Here is a 17,432-nt window from a genome sequence, read left to right on the forward strand (position 1 = left end):
AATCGTTAAGTTCGTTTTTTTCGGTATTCCTCATAATCCACGGAGTAGAACAGCGGCTTGCGGTTGCACCAGTAGGCCAGCCGCCATTGCTCCCGCGAGGGTTTCCCCTCGTGTTCGAAATCCCGGTACGGCTGCACGAAAGGCTGACATCCCAACGCTTTCAGCTCCCGGATACGTCCGAGCGCATCTTCGGTGTCATCCCTTATCAGCACATAGAAAAATAGTCTCCGGGCCGGAACGCCGTGCTTACGGAGGAGTTCTATGGCTTTATGAACGTCATCCTGCATGGCACGGCTATCGTAGGCCATGCGTAGAAAACGTATCCATTTGACCCGTGCGAGCAGCGCGGCGATCTCCGGCGTGCGGGCGATACGCCGGGCATCGAGTCCCTGGTTGAAATCCACCCGAATACCCATGCGGACGATCTTCTCGATCTGCATAAGTCCCCACTCCGAAGCCAAGACATTGTTGTCGAGCAGTACAGCACGCTTATGCCCGTCGAGGAATTCTTCGATGTCAGCGTGTGCCCGGACTTCACCTTCCTTATGGGGCACGACGCACCACGAACAGCGGTTCACGCATCCGCGCGTCAGAAACCCATAGGCTTCCTTGACCCCATAAAGCGAGTAATCCGGGCATATATGTTCGATCTCTTCGGGAAGAATCGTCGCATAGTCCCTGTAACCCGTCCCGGCACGCACGACCTCGCAATCGTAACGGTCGGTGCAATCCCGAGAAAAGGTAAAGACCTTCGACATATAGACCTTGTCGTAACGGCCCGTTTCGGGATCGGCAAACTCCACCGTATCGCCCCGACGCTTGTGCCATGCCGAGAGCTTCATCAGCGCGAGATTCGGGAAATTGTGCCCGTCCACATCCACCAATCCGATTCGCATGGCTATTGTTTTAAGAGTTCTGTAATTTCCGGATCGAGATTGCCCCGATATTCCATGCGGCCATCCAAGCGGCAGGCTTCGAGGAAGTGACGGCGGCCCTCTTCCTTGCGCCCCAAACGCGAGCAGGCAATGGCCCGCAGGTATTCCGTCACGGCATCCTTCGGCAATGTCGCCAGCAGCTCCAATGCCCGCTCGTTGTGATCCATCGACAGATGGGCCACGACGGTATTACGGTCGTTGTAGTCGTTGAGAATGTACAAGGCTTTGGCGTATTTGCGCTTTTGTAACAGCTCCACGCCGCGGGCATAGACCGTATTGAGCTCCGTGGTATGGATCGTATCCTTTACCATTCCTTTTCGGCGCAGGTTGTAGCGGAAATTCACGGCCCGCAGCTGCGGGTAGATCATCGCATGGATGTAATCATAGTCCTTCGGGAACCGCTGCCGGATGGCCTGTTCCCGCCGGTCGGGATTCTTTTCCTCGGCGATCAGCTCCAGAATAGCGTCACGGTTTACGATCTCCCGGTCTGTTCGGATGCGCGTCATCAGCTCCGGCCAGTCTTCGGCCACCCACTGCACGGTCAGCATCGTGTCGATGCTTCTACCGTATCGGCGGACAAGGTAGCGTTTCAATGCCTCGGCCCGTCCTTGCGAAAGTCGTTCGTTGAAAGCGTAGGCTCCTTCCGGAGACGATGCTGCTGTCAGCGTGATGGTATCGACGTAAAATTCCTGCTGTTCGACGATCCGCCGCATCAGGGAGGTGATCTTGTCCAGCTGCCGTCGATTGTCGCCCAGCGTATCGACCACGCGGGTATCACCCACGAAGAACTGAATGTAGTTACGATCCTCTACGGTCACGAATTTGTCGATGACCTTGATACGGTAACGCGGCATAGTATCGACAAAGGAGATCATCGAGGATACGACATAGCTCAATGTATCCGACGGCGGCAGGCTGTAGGCGCTGTCGTCCACGGCCAAGACCTGCCCCTGAAGCGTTACCAGCATCTTCTTCGAGGTCTCATCGGTCTTAATCGCTTGGGAATAGTAATACGTGACGGTGCTCCGCCCTTCGACCAGCGAGTCGAGCCGGACGTCTTCGGGATAGGGAAACTTCACGAAGCGGTTGAAGGCCGCCTCGCGCCCCACGGTATCGGGGCGGAAGCGTTCGACATAGGTTTCGTACTGCCAGTAGTCGCGCTCTTGCAGCAGCGAGAAGCGTCCGCCGCGGATCACCAGATCTTCGAGCGCCACGGATTCGTCAGGCTTGTGCAACACAGGCGTGATTACGACGCTGCGGCTGCGGCCCAACAGCGCCTTCGGAAGCGTGACGATGAAATCCAGCGTAACGCGGCCGTTGCGTTCAGGAATGGTACGGGCCTTCGCCACGACCGTCACCTGCTCGATCTGAAGCGCCATCACGCGTTCTCCGTCGGCAAGCGTATCCACGGGTGCAAGAAAGAATGTGTTGCTGTCACGCTGGAGTTTTACGACCTGCGGGCGGGAGTCCTGCTGCCGCTCCTGCCGCTCGGCGCGGGTAAGCTGCGCCAAACCTGCCGTCGCCTGCTGCCGCTGAAGCCGTCTGGCTACCGAGCAGCCGAACAGGCTTCCGAGCGCTGCCGACAGCAGACCTATCTGCAATATCTTATTGCATATCTTCATGGCTAAAAGATATAAGAGAATGAGACTTCCAGTTTTGTCGGCGCCAGCGTCCAGCGTCGGTAACGGTAGATGTATTCATCCTCCCAGTCAGAGACGGTCGGGTCGCGGCGTGTGTCTTCGGTATGGAACAGCCCTATGCCGGCTTCGAGGGCGATATTCCAGCGTTTCGAGAGCATCCACGCATATCCGTAACTGACGCCGAGGCCATAGGCATTGCCCTTATATCGTTTTGTCCGGCTTCCGAGGTCGTAACCGACATAGGTAAGATGCTGTCCGAAAAAGTGTCCGACGAAGGATTCGTAGAACCAGTAGCGGCCGCCGAGCTGCACGGCGTGGAAGTTCATCGAGAGGGATGCGGTATTCACCGGATTCCAGTAGCCGGACAGCTCCAGCGACCAGTTGTCCGTCAGGGCCGCTTCGGCCCCGGCGTTCAGCGTTGCGCCGCATGCGGCAAGGGCGTTGGCCCTTACGGCGAAGATCTGCGCCGCAGCCCTGCGGGGCGCTCCCCACAAAGCCGCGGTCAGCAGCATGAACAGAATGATTCCTTGTTTTTTCATTGGAAGACGATTCGTTATTCTTTGATACATCGCACGGGATTGGCCTGACAGCGCAGTTCGCTCGTCGTGCGGCGTGTTCCTGCCAGATAGATCGAGGTGCAGGATACGCCGTCAAAGAACGACGCTCCGTAGTCGAAGTTCCAGAAGTAAGGCGTATTGGTATAGACCTGTCCGTATGTCCCGGCACCGGAGTAGCTGTCGCCGTCGAACGTCCCGCCCGCGGGATAGCGCACTGTTTTCGTCCCGCTGTATACGATATTCACGCAGTACGGAAGCTGTGTTTGCGACATGGCGATCCCTTCGAAGTCGCAGGCGTCGGGAACCCGCCATCCGGGAGGACAGGGATCGTAGATGGTCTTACGGCAGACCTTGCTCACGTCGTATCCCTGTTCGGTGGTGTTTCCCCAAAGGTTGTGATGACTCCGGAAGAGCCAGTCCAAAACATCCTCTTCGGGCTCGTCGACTTCATAGTCGGCCTTATGGATAAAGGTCGTGGGATGCTGTGTCGCCCATTCCACGCTCATAACCTCCCGTGCGTCATAATCTTCGGGACGGATCGTTCCGTATGCGTGGCCGTCATGATAGATGAATGAGGCGGGTCTGGCATTGTTCGTAAACGAGGCCGGATACGGGAACGGGTCCTTGCGGCCCCACTGGTAGTAGAGTCCGCAGGCCGTGACTTTCGTATAGTCGGTTCCGACGGCTCCCAGGTTCCGGTCCATGAAGATGTCTCCGGAGCTGTATTTCTGCGATGACGACTCGGGATTGTAGTCCGTAACCCAGATGTGCCATGACCAAACGCATTCACCCCAGGTGTCGAACAGTCCGATCAGCGCGTTTCCCTGCTGCGTCCCGGTACGGAAACGGATGCGGCTGCCGTCATAGCCCAGCGAGGAGATCACGCTGTTGGCCTGCGTCCCGGTCTCCCAGATCAACCGTGCATAGGCTCCCGAAAGCCGTTGCGGCGCAATGTTGAGCGTCGCGCAGCCGTTGCCCTGCACCGTAGCATCGAACGAATAGTCGCGCAAAAGTTCCGGCGCGATGTAACAGTTGGCGGTATTGAGCACGTCGAGTTGTATTTCGGCGGGCATAAATACGGCGTAGATATGTCGAAGCGGCCCGAGTGGAACGTACTCATAGATCTGCTCGGTCGAAAGCAGATGACCGTACTCCTGCGGACCGTCGTACCAGCCGTCGAACGTATAGCCTGCGTCGGGAACGGCCGTGAGCGTGCAGTTTTCCATGCAGAGCGCCACGATCTGTTCTTCCGGACTTTCGGACTCCGTTTCGACATGGAGCGCCCCCTTGACCCGGACGCTTCCTCCGCCGTCGGTATGAAAGATGGCGGCATTGGCCATGCGGTGCGTAAAGTCGTAGCTTTGCGTGAATCCCAGGGCATCGGTCAGCGTGATGCGGTAAGACAGAAGCGAATTTTCCGGTGTGTAAACCGGCGTGTAATACTCCATTTCGTAGGCGTTCTCGCCGGAGGAATCGAACAGATCGAAATCATGGACGGCACCCTTATCGCCGTAATTGAAAGCAAACCAGTTCAGATCGCCTGAAAGAACCTCCAGCCGTCCTCGGGTCGGGGCCGTGTCATCGGGACTATCCACGTCGATGTAGAGATAGCGCGTGCCGTCCAAAAGACAGTAACCGCCGTAATTGTAATCGTCGAAATCATCCCGGACACGCAGGGTATAGGAAGAGACGCGGGTGTCCACCTCCTTATCGCCTAAAATCGAGATGTTGAGCCGGTAATGAACGTTCGCCCGGACATTGAAATCCGAAGTGTTGTTACCGCCCAAGTAGACGTAATAGGCCAGTACTTTCGCCCCGCGCACGGCGCGGATCAGTAGATACGAAGCATTCGCCGGAGCATTTTCGGGGTTCTTTTGTCGCTGGTCGGTAATCGACGATACCGTACCCTGCATGTTGGGCAGCAGATAACAGTCGCCCTCGGCCTGCCGTCCCGCAAGTTCCACCTCGAGACAATCTTTATAGTCATCAGGATTCTCCGAGGGCGCGGCCGCATCGAACAGGAATGTGGACCGGGGAACCGAGAGCAGTTGTACGGACCGCAGTTCGATATCTGCGGGCTCGACGGCAATCGCATAAGAGACTTTCGCGACGCAGCGCCGGACTTCGACAGTCGGCAGGGTCAGCACACCACCGGGCGAAGGACTTATCGTAACGTCGCTTTCATAGGACATCGGAAGCACATCATACTCGTCGGCATGCGTGACGATGAAATCCTCCGATGCCGGACTATCGCCCAGATCGCGGCCCAGGTTGGCGGCGATACGCATCCGGTAGTCGCCGGGCAGACACTCGAAGCGCAGCGTCGCAGAGGTCTGGTAACGGTGCAGGACGATCTGGCCGTTATCGTCGCAGAGGTAGAAGTTCAGGTCCCGAATCGTTGCTTCGTCCGCACGGGACACGGTAATCATCCGGTCGGGACGAACCGATATTTCGACCCGAATTTTCATCGGGCGGCAGCAATCCGGTTCATCCTCATAGATGCAGCTGCACAGAATGCTCAGCGGGAGCAATAAGCTATAAAGAAATCGCTTCATCTTGTGTCAAGAAAAAGGGTCCCGCCCGAAAGACAGAGCGGAACCCGGTGCAACAATTCGGATTATGCTCCGAGATCGACATTCTGCGTTACGGGAGTCTCCCAGTCGGCGACGGTGATTGTCACGGTGCAATCCTGACCTACGAGACCCGTGATATTGGCCGCGACACGGTAGTAGCCGTTTCGGAGAATCTCGCCCGCGGCCTTGCCCGTCAACTCGACCGAATAGGTCACCTCCGAGCGGTCATCCGTAGTCGAGGTGCTGCCGTCCGAATCGTATGTGGCGTTAATTTCCAGCAGGATGCGGTTGCCGGAGGTCAATGTGCCGTTTTCGAAGATGTAGAACAGGCTGTTCATCTTTCCCGAAGCCGTGGCGGGAGTCTGCGTGTGGCTGAAGGTCATGGCCCCGGGTGTCGGCGTTCCGGCCACGACGAGCGACTGCGAGGCGGCACGCGACAGCTTCACGGAGTTGATCGTAAGCGACCCGGCATACTTGTCGGCAAACGACGGGTCGATGGTCGTCTGAAGAGCTACTTTAGCGACAGTGCGTTTGAGCGTGATGCCGACATTGGTCGTGGAGTTCACGGCGCCGACGGTCTGCGATTTCATGCCCGACATCACGAAGCCGCCCGAACGTTTGGCTGAGGTGGATACCTCGGCGAAGGTGCCGTTATAGTCGGCAGTCGACTTCTCCACGAGGGACGTAAGGGCCGCCCGGGTCTTGGCCGACGAGGCATCGTAGTTCGCTACGGCGTAGAATGAACAGGGGGTGCTGGCAAGAGATTTGGGCAGGGAGAATGTCGCAGATTTCGCGGCCAGCTCGCTGGATGTTAACTCCCGGCGGATAATGAAGTTGTCGGCATTATCGAAGACGAAGATCGACAGTGACGACAACGAAGACTCTCATGCCTCGGCCGAGGCTGTCGAATCGAAGAAGGAGCGGGTGTCGGCATCATTGGTAAGAGTAAGTGCGATACGTGCCCCATCGGTGAAAGAGCTGGGTGAAGATACGACTTCGGTCTCCTTGTTGCAGGAAACGAATGTGGCAGCGAAGACTGCAACAGCAAAAAGGATGTTTTTCATGTTATTTGGATTTTGAATGCAGTGATGCACTATGCATCGCTTTCTGCTGCAAATGTATAATACAAAATCACTGAAAAATACACTTTTCCGGATGCCTCTCGGGAAAAATCAAAAAGTTTTTTATAAAGTATGAAAATATAATCAACTGAAAAATAACCTGTTAAAATTTCGCAAACGGAGAAAAACTTTCTGATTCTCTCGTCCTTGACAGGCCTCCGCACTCTCTATCCCAAGTGTCTTTCAACGACCTGCTCGTAGGCTTTCTTCAATTTATCCAAAAAGGGAGTCACTGCCGTACAGCGGTCGAGCAGCTTGGTTTTCTTTACGTAGACATCGTTGATCGTTATATGGAATATATCGGCCAACGCACGAACAATTTCGATAAAGCGAGCCTTTCGGTCACCGAGCATGATAACCCCGCTTTTATGAATGGCAACAGCAAGTTCCAGCAATTCCTGCTGCGTTCCAATCCATAGCAATTCACCATCCTGGCAGGATAACGGAGACGAGTAGTCATGTCCCGAGGCATATTTCATACTATTACTGACAATATTAATTTCGCAGTCGAGAATATACATAACTTTATAAATAAAGGTCGTCCTTAAGACATTATCTGCATACTGATTGAACATAGGATGAGATAATACGTCAAATTCAATCCGGCCGTAATGCAGTATTCTCAATATTTCATCCCGGTCGTTGCAATTAGCGATCATTTCAGTCATCATCTCTATAAATTCTTTGTAAGCTTGAGTTAATTCTAATAGATTCGATTCATTATGGGATAGCAACGCATATATACGGGTGTCGATAAGCGTTTTCATAATTGAAAAAGTTACAGACTGATTTATAATCGTTGACACTAATTATGAAAATGCCATCGAAATAATATTAAACATGGACTCAAGCCTATAAAGCTACTTTGACAACCAATATAAAAAAGCCCGCATCATAAATGCGGGCTATTAATAACAGAAAAATTATCTCATTTTTGGTTGTTCACAATAGTCCGGAGGAGTATTATTGCAATGAACGCAGATAATATCTTCTTTTATAACGGTCTTATTTTGAATTCGAATTCGTAATTTCCGTAGGGCAGGCGGTATTTCCGGAGTGGGAGTCGTCCCCAGGAATCGACGCACCCCAGACCGTACTGCGCCTTGTCGATGCAGAGCCATACGGCGTCGTCGGGCTCGATCTCCTGCGAGTGTCCCTGCTGCTTGGTCAGCCCTTCGTCCAGCGCCTCCTGCGCATAGTGCAGGGCCGAGGCCGAGAAGGGCTCCGAGGCCGTGATCTCCACGCCGCGGCCTGCGATGTCGTGCTGCCGCCAGCGGCGCACGTCGCTCTTGGTTCCGGTCTCCTGCGGACGGATGTAGGGGTAGAACTGCTCGTCCACGGTCTGCCGGTAGCGGCCCACGAGTGCTCCGTCCTTGCGGTCGGCGTAGTTCTCCCACGGCCCGCGGCCGTAGTAGTCGATGCGGTCGTAGGCGGCGGGCATGCGCATCCGCATGCCGAAGCGCAGCAGGTCGGGTTCGCCCTTGTCCGCAGCGGCGTGCAGCATCTGACGGATCAGGATCTCCCCGGCGTTGTCGATGCGGTATTCGATCTCCAGCCGTCCGGTCACACGTTGGAGGTCGTAGCGGGCCGTGACGACGGCCACGCCGTCCGAGAGCGTGTGGTCGAGCGACACCAGCGTCAGCCCCGGATCGGCCCATGCGCGGTTCTTCTCGTTGAGCTTCGCCCCGAAGTCGTTGTCCGTCGGCGCGCGCCAGAAATTCGGCTCCACGACGGCCCCTGCGTCGAGCAGGCGCATGCCGTTGGCTTCGTAGCGGGTGATGAGCCCGTCGGCGCGGCGGAAGTCGATGCGTGCGGCGGGGCTTTCGACGATCAGGTAGTTGCGGTCGTCGTCGCGGACCGTGAGCGTGCCGATCGGATTGTGGCGGTCGGCCATGCGTTCGGCGACGGCGAGCGGCTCGGGTGCGGCCGCACGCAGCGTGAACTGCTGGTAGGCCATGCGGTGATCGGGTGCGAGCAGCGGTTCGGCGTCTTTGAGCCGGTATTCGACGTTGAGCAGCAGTTCTCCGTCGGCGGGGAGCGTTTCGGGGTCGAGCGGCAGCACGACGGCGGCGGTTTGCTGCGGGGCGACGCGCAGGTCGGTGACGATGCCGCTGCGCACGGGGTCCCCGTCGCGGAGCACCGTCCAGCGCAGGTAGCAGTTGTCGAGCGGTCGGAAGAAGTTTTCATTGAAAACCGTCAGCGTGCGCCGGTCTGCGCCGAGCGTGGTCCACACGGGCTGCTGCCAGTAGCGGGCCTCGTGCATGTGGGGATTCGGAACGCGGTCGGGCGAGATCAGCCCGTTGTCGCAGAAATTCCAATCCGAGGCGTCGTAGGGATTCCAGTCGCCGCCGTAGCCGTAGATCATGGCGCCGTTTTTACCCGTTTTGCGCAGCGACTGGTCCACGAAGTCCCAGATGAATCCGCCCTGATAGTGCGGATATTGGCGGATCAGCGCCCAGTATTCGCCGAATCCGCCCAGCGAATTGCCCATCGCATGCGCGTATTCGCACTGGATCAGCGGCTTCCGGGGATTGTTCCGGAGGTATTTTTCGCACTGGTCGTAGTCCCAGTACATCGGACATACGATGTCCGTGTTGCGGCCGCCGTTGTTGTAGACCGCACGTTCGTAATGGACCGGCCGCGAGGGGTCGTAAGCCTTCACCCAGTCGTAGCAGGCGTCGAAATTGGGGCCGTCGCCCGCTTCGTTGCCCAGCGACCAGATGATGACCGACGGGTGGTTGATGTTGCGCCGCACGTTGCGGATGTTGCGTTCCAGATGCGCCTGGGCGTAGGCGGGATTCTTGGCCAGCGTCTTTTCGTCGTAGCCCATGCCGTGCGATTCGAGGTTGGCCTCGGCCACCAGATAGAGTCCGTAGCGGTCGCAGAGCGCGTACCAGCGGGCGTCGTCCGGGTAGTGGCACGTGCGCACAGCGTTGAAATTGTTCTCCTTGAGGATGCGGATGTCCTCGATCATCCGCTCTTCCGAGACGACATACCCGCCGTCGGGGTCCATTTCGTGGCGGTTGGCGCCTTTGATAAGCACGGGCTGTCCGTTCACCAGCAGCTGTCCGCCCTCGATCTTCACCTCACGGAAACCCGTGTGCAGGGGGATGGCTTCGATCTTCCGGCCGCCCGGCTCGCTGAGCGTCACCAGCACGTCGTAAAGCGCGGGAATCTCCGCCGACCACGGCTGGACCGTCCCGGCGTCGAGCGTCAGACGGGCTGTCGTGTCGGCGATCTTCACCGTTTCGGAAGCTACGGCTTTGCCGTCGGGAGCCGTGAGCGTCACCTCCGCCGTACAGCCTTTGGCCGCCGCAGGCAGTGTCAGTTCCACACCGAGCGTTCCGCGGGTGTAACTCTCCGAGAGGGCCGCATCGAGCCGCACATCGGCGATATGGCGCTTTTCACGGGCATAGAGGTAGCAGTCGCGGCCCACACCCGAGAGGCGGAAGAAATCCTGATCCTCGAGGTAGGTGCCGTCGCACCAGCGGAAGACCTGAAAGGCGAAGAGGTTCTTGCCGGGCTTTACGAAACGTGTGATGTCGAATTCGGCCTCGAGTTTCGAATCCTCGCTGTAACCGACGAACCGTCCGTTGACCCACAGGTAGATGTTCGAGGTGACGGACCCGAAATGGGCGATGACCTGTTTGTCCGACCACGAGGCCGGAATTTCGATCTCGCGGCGGTAGGAGCCGACGTGGTTTTCGGCCGTGGGCACCTCGGGCGGATTGTTTTCAAATTGCTCGCGCCACGGGTAGCCGATATTGAGGTATTGCGGATCGCCGTAGCCGTTCAGCTCCCAGAGCCCCGGAACGGGCATCTCGCCCCATGCGCCGTCGTTGAAGCCGGGACGGAAGAAGTCCGTGGGACGCTCCTCGGCGTTGCGCACCCACGAGAATTTCCACGTCCCGTCGAGGTCGAGGAAGCGTTCGGAGGCGTGCGGGTCGCCCCTCCGGGCGGCGTCTGCGGATTCGTAGGCGAAGAAGGTGGCGTGCATCTGCTGCCGGTTGATCTCGTTGACCGCGGCGTCGTGCCATTCCGTAAAAGTCTGGGCTGAAAGATTTGCGGCAGCTGCAAAAAGTAGAATAAAAAAGATAGCTTTTTTCATTATTTATATAATTAATAAGAAAACAATCAAAGCAGAAAATTACCTTACCTAAAAGAAGGTGACCCTAAAAACACACCTATCCTCGAAGAAACAGTTGAGTTTTCATCCGCATCAGTTGCCGAGTCTGGTCACACGAACCCAATCGACCTCCATAAACGACGGGATATCTGCATCCTGAACCTCACTACGCCCTGCCGCACCTATCGAGAGTATCAGATAATACTGCCCTCGGAAAGGCCACTGCATCAACTCCGACTCGTTCGGAAAATGCTGATTCGCATAACGCATCGTCTCCTTGTCATTCGTGTAGAACACGATCTCTTCATCGGTCAAATCCGCCGAATATACATTGAACGTTCTCTTGTTGTAACCCGCATAAGCAGCTTTCCCGGACGGTGTTTCCTGATGAATATCAATATAATGGGAATGAAGCGTCTGCTGAACATAATCGTTCAGATAACTGTGTTCCATAATATCGATCTCTCCGCCATGAGGCCATCCCGGGTAGATCTGGTACGCAGGCTCCGGCATTAGCCAGATTGCCTGACCTATGCTGCCTGCATCTTCGACAAAACGAGCACAAACCTCGATCCGACAGTTGTTAAACCATTTCTTGCCCTGAGTCTTGATACCGCCCGAAACGACCTGGCCCTCTTTCTTCTCGATGGTAAGAATCAGCTTGCCATCCTTGACATAAGCCTGATCCGGACTGCCCGACATATAAATCTGCCAGGCTGCCGTACCATACGGAACATGTGACCAACTATCGTAATCCAACCCGTCTGCCTGATCGAAATCATCGTAGAAAATAATTTCGTTTTCGGTCTCCGAGGGTATGGAATAATTCCAATAATTAGGATCGGCGACAAACGTATTGCAAGTTATCATGCCAGTACCGGAATCAATACCAAAATCGTATGGTAACCCATCATGAGTCCCTTGCCAAATATCACCTCCATTCCAATCATCAATTACCAATACATCATTGATCCAAATACGCCGTCTAATGCCTTTAGCATAGTTTCCACCCTTTCCATCGTATGGCGTAATCATTAACCGGATTTTTTTAAGATTATTGATAGTCGGATACCCTGCTTGGAAGATCGCTGTATAGAGCGGAAGCCAACCGTTATCATTCCCAAAATAAATTTTTGTCGGGTTGTTGACCATACCATAGGCTGTGTATGCATTTTTGTTGCCGTATGAGAACATAAGATAAGGCTCATTATTAGTATTTATCTTACCGCCGACAATAGACAAATCCCCTTGAGAAATATTCACGTTCGAAAATGTCCATTCGAAATAACCGTATTTATATTTATCAATAGAAAAAAGACGACCAGCCGCATTATTTATCGTGAGTGTTGCCGAACCCGTTTCGCTGTCAAGGCTCCAACCATCACCCCCACTCCAAACGGGAGATCCCCACACGGTGCTGAAAGTTTTCGGGCTCACCTCTGAAATCTCTGTTGAAGGAGAAAGTGTAACCGTAAGTGTCCTTGGCGCACAAGCAATTGATTTGGGCAATTTTACTTTAAATGTCTCATTATCGACGATTGTAATTACGGCTTCCCGGCGATTAGTCGAAACTTTCCACGGAATATTGGCATGGACTTTATATGTTTTTTCCGCTCCACCATAATAGAAACCCTCGGTAAAAGGGGCACCACCATCAGCAAACTCCAGATAATGCATTCCCACGGTTGTCGGATCACCAGTCAAGTCATAACATTGACTTGCAACAAAGTCATCGGACATGACAGTCGGATCCGAACTACAACTTACAATCAATAAAAAAAGCGGAATACCAAAACGTGTTTTCATAATCAATCAACCATTCGGTTAGTACTCGACAAAAAATATCTGCTCAGGACCATCTTCCAAACCCGCAGTAAATCAGATTATGTAAAACTTATTTAATGATAACATTACAAATTCCTGCTGGAGATACAGAAAAGGGTAAGGCTGTCAATCAGTCGATCCGAATCTTTTCGCTCAATCGAATATCCCGCGATGAAGCGCCGACCGAAATCGTGAAATCACCCGGTTCGACCACGAAATCATGGCGGTTCATATCGTAAAAAGCAAAGGCGTCCGGTGACAGACGAATCTCCACACTTTTCGTTTCACCGGGTTCGAGCCGCACCTTTTCATATCCCTTCAACTCTTTTTCAGGGCGAGGAACACTGGCCACCTCATCACCAACATAAAGTTGCGCCACCTCGGAACCAGCGAAACGACCAGTATTCGTCACCTCGAATGATACCACGACATTCCCGTCATCCAGTCGTTCCATCTTCAGATTCGCATAATCGAAAGTCGTATAGGAGAGTCCGTAGCCGAACGGGTACATCGGTTCGGTGCCCGCCCGATCGTATCCTCTGTATCCAACGAAAACGCCTTCGTCATAACTGACTCGCAGCGGGCTGTTGTAAACCTGAGCAACGTTCGCACGATAGCTGTCAAACGTCGGATTATCCTCCGCCCGACGCTCTACCGTAATCGGAAGACGCCCGCTGGGATTGATCCGACCGGTCAGGATCTCGGCAATCGCACGACCGCCTTCTTGTCCCGGATACCAGGCCATAAGCACGGCACGCGCCTTATCGACTATTGGTGTGAAATCAACCCCGCCGCCGGCATTGACCACCACAATCAGATTAGGATTGAGCATCGCCGCTTCGGCAATCTCCTTCAACTGCTGTTGCGGCAGCGAGAACGGACGATCGCAATTCTCGCCTTCGGTCGAAGAGTCGAAGCCGGCACAGTAGATGACGGCATCAGCCGATTCGATCTCCTGCTGCGGTAAAATAGGCGAATGACAAGCGCTGCACATCCGGAGAGTCCCGGAATCCCAGGCATTGTAATATTCCAAACGCACCTTGTAGCTTTTGCCCGCCTCGACATCCACCGATGCGCGCTTCATTGTGATAAAATGGTCGTACCAATCGGCAATAATCTCCCGATCGTCGATATAAAGTCGGTAACCGTCATCACCGCTGATCTGAAAGACTGCCTGCCCCGTAACCGACGGAATGAACGTTCCCGTCCAACGTGCCGAGAACTGCGTAGCAGGCACACCCTCCATCGGAGCATTCTGCCAGAAAAAGTCGATTGCAGTGGCATCGACCGTTCCGACGGCGTTCCCTTCAAGTTTCGGATTGGCGAAAAATTCCCCTCGCAATCCGGGTTTGCCATCCGGCGTAAAGAAACACCCCCGAGCCGTTAAATCCACAGACAGTTCAGGTGCCAATACCTTCATGCGGATGCGCTTATCTGCATTGCGAATCCCCTCTGCCACAGATACGGTTTCAAAGGGCATAACAAATCCGCTGCCTCCGCCCGTAGGGATATTGGTCGCATTGGGCCCCATCACAACCACATTCCGTATCTTTCGAGAGAAAGGCAGCATATCGCCATCGTTTTTAAGCAATACTACGGCTTCGCGCGCCACGGCGAGCGCCGTTTCCGAAGAGACGGGATTTTTTTCGGGGATCGACCAATCCCGCTGCTCCCGATCGAAGAACCCGAAAGCTATGAGCGTCTGCACGATATGACGGCATTTTTCATCGATCGTCTCCTCCGTCACAGTTCCCGTCGCCAAGGCCACACGCAATTTATCCGGATTCATGAACTGGCCCCACGACATCTCAAGGTCCAAACCGTTATTGGCTGCTCCGACAGTTGAATAGGTCGCAGTCCAGTCGGACATGTAGATACCCTTAAAATTCCACTTTTCCCGCAGTACGCCGATAATCAGTTCGCGGCTTTCGGTGGTATGTATGCTGTTAACCGGATTATAGCTCGACATCACAGCGCCGACTCGGGCTTTCTGTACAGCTTTGCGAAACGCCGGCAGGTAGATTTCGTGAAGCGTCCGCTCATCAATATCGGAAGAAACGTTATGACGGTTCCACTCCTGATTATTGCCGCAAAAATGCTTGATCGTCGCCATTACACCGGCCGCCTGCATACCTTCGATATACGCCACGGCCGTTTCGGACGTCAGAAAGGGATCCTCGCCATAATATTCGTAATTGCGTCCACAAAGCGGCGAGCGATAGATATTCACCCCGGGGCCAAGCATGATATGGACACCCCGTGCCCGGGCGTCCTGACCGAGCGAATGGCCGTAAGTCCGGGCCAATTCCCGGTTCCATGTCGCGGCAGCCGCGATACCGCATGGATACATCGTACTGTGAGTGTCGTTGCGAACCCCCTGGGGGCCATCGGCCATGCGTATCTCCGGAATCCCCAACCGGGGAATGGGCCGAATAAAAAAACCGTTGTAGCCACCGATATAGGCAAGTTTTTCTTCGAGTGTCATTTGCGCAACCAACTCAACGGCACGCTTTTCTATTTCGGGTGTAATCGTCTGCCCCATCGCTGCGCATGAGAGGACGAGGGACAATAAACTGAAAATTTTCCTTACAATCATATGAAACATTATTTAAGCGAAATACGAAGTGTCATGCCGGACTTCAGGATATGGATTTGCGGGTTCTTATCCTGCCGGCGAAGCGTGACGCGGAGCCTGTCGGACGCGACACGCTCGATTTCGAGGGCGAAATCGCTCCCGAAAGCCCGTATATGGCGCAAGGCCGCACGATCCCAAGCGGCCGGCAACGAAGGAGTCATCTCAAAAGATCTGAATCCCGTCGGACGAATGCCGAACAATCCTTCGGTAAAAATACGGCAGTAGAGGCCGCTCTCGGCAGAAAGCTGCCGCATCGAACCGGAGCCTTCGGGCCATGCTTCGATAAAATAGGGGACATGATCGCCCGTAAGGCGCCGAGCTGTAAAACGATGCAAAAAATCGCCCGCCTTATCGGCATAGCCTGCCCGGAAAATACCCCGCAGGGCATGGAGCGTCGAGCGATCCCAGAAAACCGAGTCGCCCTGCTCCGTCAGCAGGCCGTCCTCCGTACGGAGTTCGGGACCGAGCAGCGCGGCAACCGTCCCCTCGCGGCGTTCGGAAAGACCGACGACGAGGGGCATGCAGATCCAGGCTCGCAGTTTATCGTTGATTTCCGAATAGCGGTAGGCATGATAACCGGCCACGTCACGGCCGAAAAACCGTTCGATGGCCGCGGCCAGCTCCCGGGCCTGACGCAAATAGGCGTTCGTCTGCGACGGTTTCACTCCGATTTCCCGGCCCAGTGCAGCAGCCGACAACAACGCGTCGTAATAGAGCGAGGAGGTGGCCAGATTGGTCCGGCCGACAGGGAAACGCCCTTCCAGTTCGTCGGAATCCGACGCCACGACCCCGTCGGCGGTCCGGTTGCGACGACAATACTCCAGACACCATTCGACGAACGGCCATAACTCTTCAGCTTCGGTGCGGTCGGCACGCGCAAGGGCGTAACGGGCCGCCCCGTTCGCACACATCGCCGCATCGCCGCGGTCTCCCGCCCCGTTCCAGATGTCCGTACCCTCGGCGATGATCGAACTGGGCAGAGGCCGATAGCCGGCATTCATGAAACGGGCGTAGTGGCGGAATGTGTTGATGGCCGATTTATTGGCCGTCGCATAACCCAGAAAAGGGAAGAACGGAATCACGTATTCGCACTGGTCGTTGGTCCAGACCGCCGCATAGAAAACCTCGCCGCCGGGAGCGTGCATATATCCGCCCCGCGTTCGGATGATGCTTTCGGCGGCCCGGAGCTTGGAAAAGTGGAACGCCGTATTCAGCACCGAATCGGGCGTTTCGAGCACAAGGCTGTGCCCGATGTCCTCCCGTATGAACGCACGGCGCGCAGCCAGCTCCGCGGCGACGTCCGGACGTCGGGGATTTTCACCTTTGCGGTATGCCTGAAACACCGCATCGAAAACCACCGAATCGCCGGGCGCGACCTCGAAACGTCCGCTGCCCGAAATATCGGTCCGCAGGACGTAACTGCCCTCCACGCCTTTCGCAGGATCGGTTTCGAACGTCTGCATATATTCCGGGATATAGATCGTACGCGTGCGGTTCGGGCTGCCGTTGCGCAGCACATAACGCTCGCACGTCAACGGCAGGGTCCGGGAAGGAAAAATAGTCCGGGTCATCGTCACGGCAGGTTCGGAAGCATAGTCCGACACCAATCCCAGTTTCGACCGCCCTGTTCGCCACGCGCTGCGCACCTCCATCACCCCGTCGAACCGCACCTGTTCCACCGTTTCCGACTGCAGGGCGAAGCCGTCCACGCTCAGCAATGACGGTATGTCGGTCGCCATACGGAACACGAGGCTGGCATGCGTATCGTTCGGAACGGTACGCAGCAAGGGAAAGACCAGGGAGCGCTCTTCGCAGAATGCGCCCCGCTCGTCGACACCCCACCGCAAAACGAGGGAAGTCGTCTCGCCGGTCATCTCCACACAGTCCTCATGCGGAAGATCGGCTCCGGGCCGCCAAACGATATGACGCTGATCGGTTCCGATCTGCCAGCGCTGTCCGTATGCCGGTACGACGGCCAGAACGAGCAGACAACATGCTAAAAGTCTACTATTCATCATTTT

At 55.4% G+C, this 17,432-nt stretch carries 11 protein-coding genes; all 11 read right to left on the reverse strand.

Annotated elements, in window-relative coordinates:
* Positions 1–5: 5 nt before the first annotated feature.
* Positions 6–896: a radical SAM protein gene (locus FMF02_RS12840; RefSeq protein WP_141413417.1), complete on the reverse strand. Its 891-nt coding sequence runs from the start codon at positions 894–896 to the stop codon at positions 6–8.
* A gap of 2 nt (positions 897–898) precedes the next feature.
* Positions 899–2,557: an OmpA family protein gene (locus FMF02_RS12845; RefSeq protein ID WP_141413418.1), complete on the reverse strand. Its 1,659-nt coding sequence runs from the start codon at positions 2,555–2,557 to the stop codon at positions 899–901.
* Between the two features lie 2 nt (positions 2,558–2,559).
* The gene (locus tag FMF02_RS12850) at positions 2,560–3,114 is read right to left on the reverse strand and encodes a DUF3575 domain-containing protein (protein ID WP_141413419.1); all 555 of its coding nucleotides are present in this window, start codon (positions 3,112–3,114) and stop codon (positions 2,560–2,562) included.
* A 14-nt stretch (positions 3,115–3,128) separates the two neighbouring features.
* On the reverse strand, positions 3,129–5,600 hold the full coding sequence (locus FMF02_RS12855) for a DUF4906 domain-containing protein (RefSeq protein ID WP_244611583.1): 2,472 nt from the start codon (positions 5,598–5,600) through the stop codon (positions 3,129–3,131).
* 149 nt (positions 5,601–5,749) lie between these two features.
* A complete protein-coding gene (locus FMF02_RS12860) occupies positions 5,750–6,580 on the reverse strand; it encodes a DUF4906 domain-containing protein (RefSeq protein ID WP_141413420.1) in 831 nt (276 codons plus the stop codon).
* Positions 6,581–6,589: 9 nt separating this feature from the next.
* Entirely contained in the window at positions 6,590–6,769 is a 180-nt protein-coding gene (locus FMF02_RS12865; RefSeq protein ID WP_141413421.1) for a hypothetical protein, read from the reverse strand.
* Between the two features lie 224 nt (positions 6,770–6,993).
* Positions 6,994–7,593, reverse strand: a complete 600-nt coding sequence (locus FMF02_RS12870) for an RteC domain-containing protein (RefSeq protein WP_141413422.1) — start codon at positions 7,591–7,593, stop codon at positions 6,994–6,996.
* 227 nt (positions 7,594–7,820) lie between these two features.
* On the reverse strand, positions 7,821–10,934 hold the full coding sequence (locus tag FMF02_RS12875) for a glycoside hydrolase family 2 TIM barrel-domain containing protein (protein WP_141413423.1): 3,114 nt from the start codon (positions 10,932–10,934) through the stop codon (positions 7,821–7,823).
* A 111-nt stretch (positions 10,935–11,045) separates the two neighbouring features.
* Positions 11,046–12,758 (reverse strand): glycoside hydrolase family 16 protein, encoded by a 1,713-nt coding sequence (locus tag FMF02_RS12880; RefSeq protein WP_141413424.1) that lies wholly within the window; start codon positions 12,756–12,758, stop codon positions 11,046–11,048.
* Between the two features lie 148 nt (positions 12,759–12,906).
* A complete protein-coding gene (locus FMF02_RS12885; protein ID WP_179952766.1) occupies positions 12,907–15,381 on the reverse strand; it encodes a beta-glucosidase in 2,475 nt (824 codons plus the stop codon).
* Positions 15,381–17,426 (reverse strand): hypothetical protein, encoded by a 2,046-nt coding sequence (locus FMF02_RS12890; RefSeq protein WP_141413425.1) that lies wholly within the window; start codon positions 17,424–17,426, stop codon positions 15,381–15,383. The genes FMF02_RS12885 and FMF02_RS12890 overlap by 1 nt, the downstream gene beginning before the upstream one ends.
* Positions 17,427–17,432: the final 6 nt, after the last annotated feature.

Origin of the sequence: Alistipes communis, from assembly GCF_006542665.1 — a bacterium.
Classification (GTDB): domain Bacteria; phylum Bacteroidota; class Bacteroidia; order Bacteroidales; family Rikenellaceae; genus Alistipes; species Alistipes communis.

Excerpts from the sequence above, each read along its gene's own strand:
- FMF02_RS12875 (WP_141413423.1), bottom strand. The coding sequence starts at position 10,934 with ATGAAAAAAGCTATCTTTTTTATTCTACTTTTTGCAGCTGCCGCAAAT.
- FMF02_RS12885 (WP_179952766.1), bottom strand. The coding sequence starts at position 15,381 with ATGTTTCATATGATTGTAAGGAAAATTTTCAGTTTATTGTCCCTCGTC.
- FMF02_RS12850 (WP_141413419.1), bottom strand. The coding sequence starts at position 3,114 with ATGAAAAAACAAGGAATCATTCTGTTCATGCTGCTGACCGCGGCTTTG.
- FMF02_RS12870 (WP_141413422.1), bottom strand. The coding sequence starts at position 7,593 with ATGAAAACGCTTATCGACACCCGTATATATGCGTTGCTATCCCATAAT.
- FMF02_RS12890 (WP_141413425.1), bottom strand. The coding sequence starts at position 17,426 with ATGAATAGTAGACTTTTAGCATGTTGTCTGCTCGTTCTGGCCGTCGTA.
- FMF02_RS12840 (WP_141413417.1), bottom strand. The coding sequence starts at position 896 with ATGCGAATCGGATTGGTGGATGTGGACGGGCACAATTTCCCGAATCTC.
- FMF02_RS12880 (WP_141413424.1), bottom strand. The coding sequence starts at position 12,758 with ATGAAAACACGTTTTGGTATTCCGCTTTTTTTATTGATTGTAAGTTGT.
- FMF02_RS12855 (WP_244611583.1), bottom strand. The coding sequence starts at position 5,600 with ATGAAAATTCGGGTCGAAATATCGGTTCGTCCCGACCGGATGATTACC.
- FMF02_RS12865 (WP_141413421.1), bottom strand. The coding sequence starts at position 6,769 with ATGAAAAACATCCTTTTTGCTGTTGCAGTCTTCGCTGCCACATTCGTT.
- FMF02_RS12845 (WP_141413418.1), bottom strand. The coding sequence starts at position 2,557 with ATGAAGATATGCAATAAGATATTGCAGATAGGTCTGCTGTCGGCAGCG.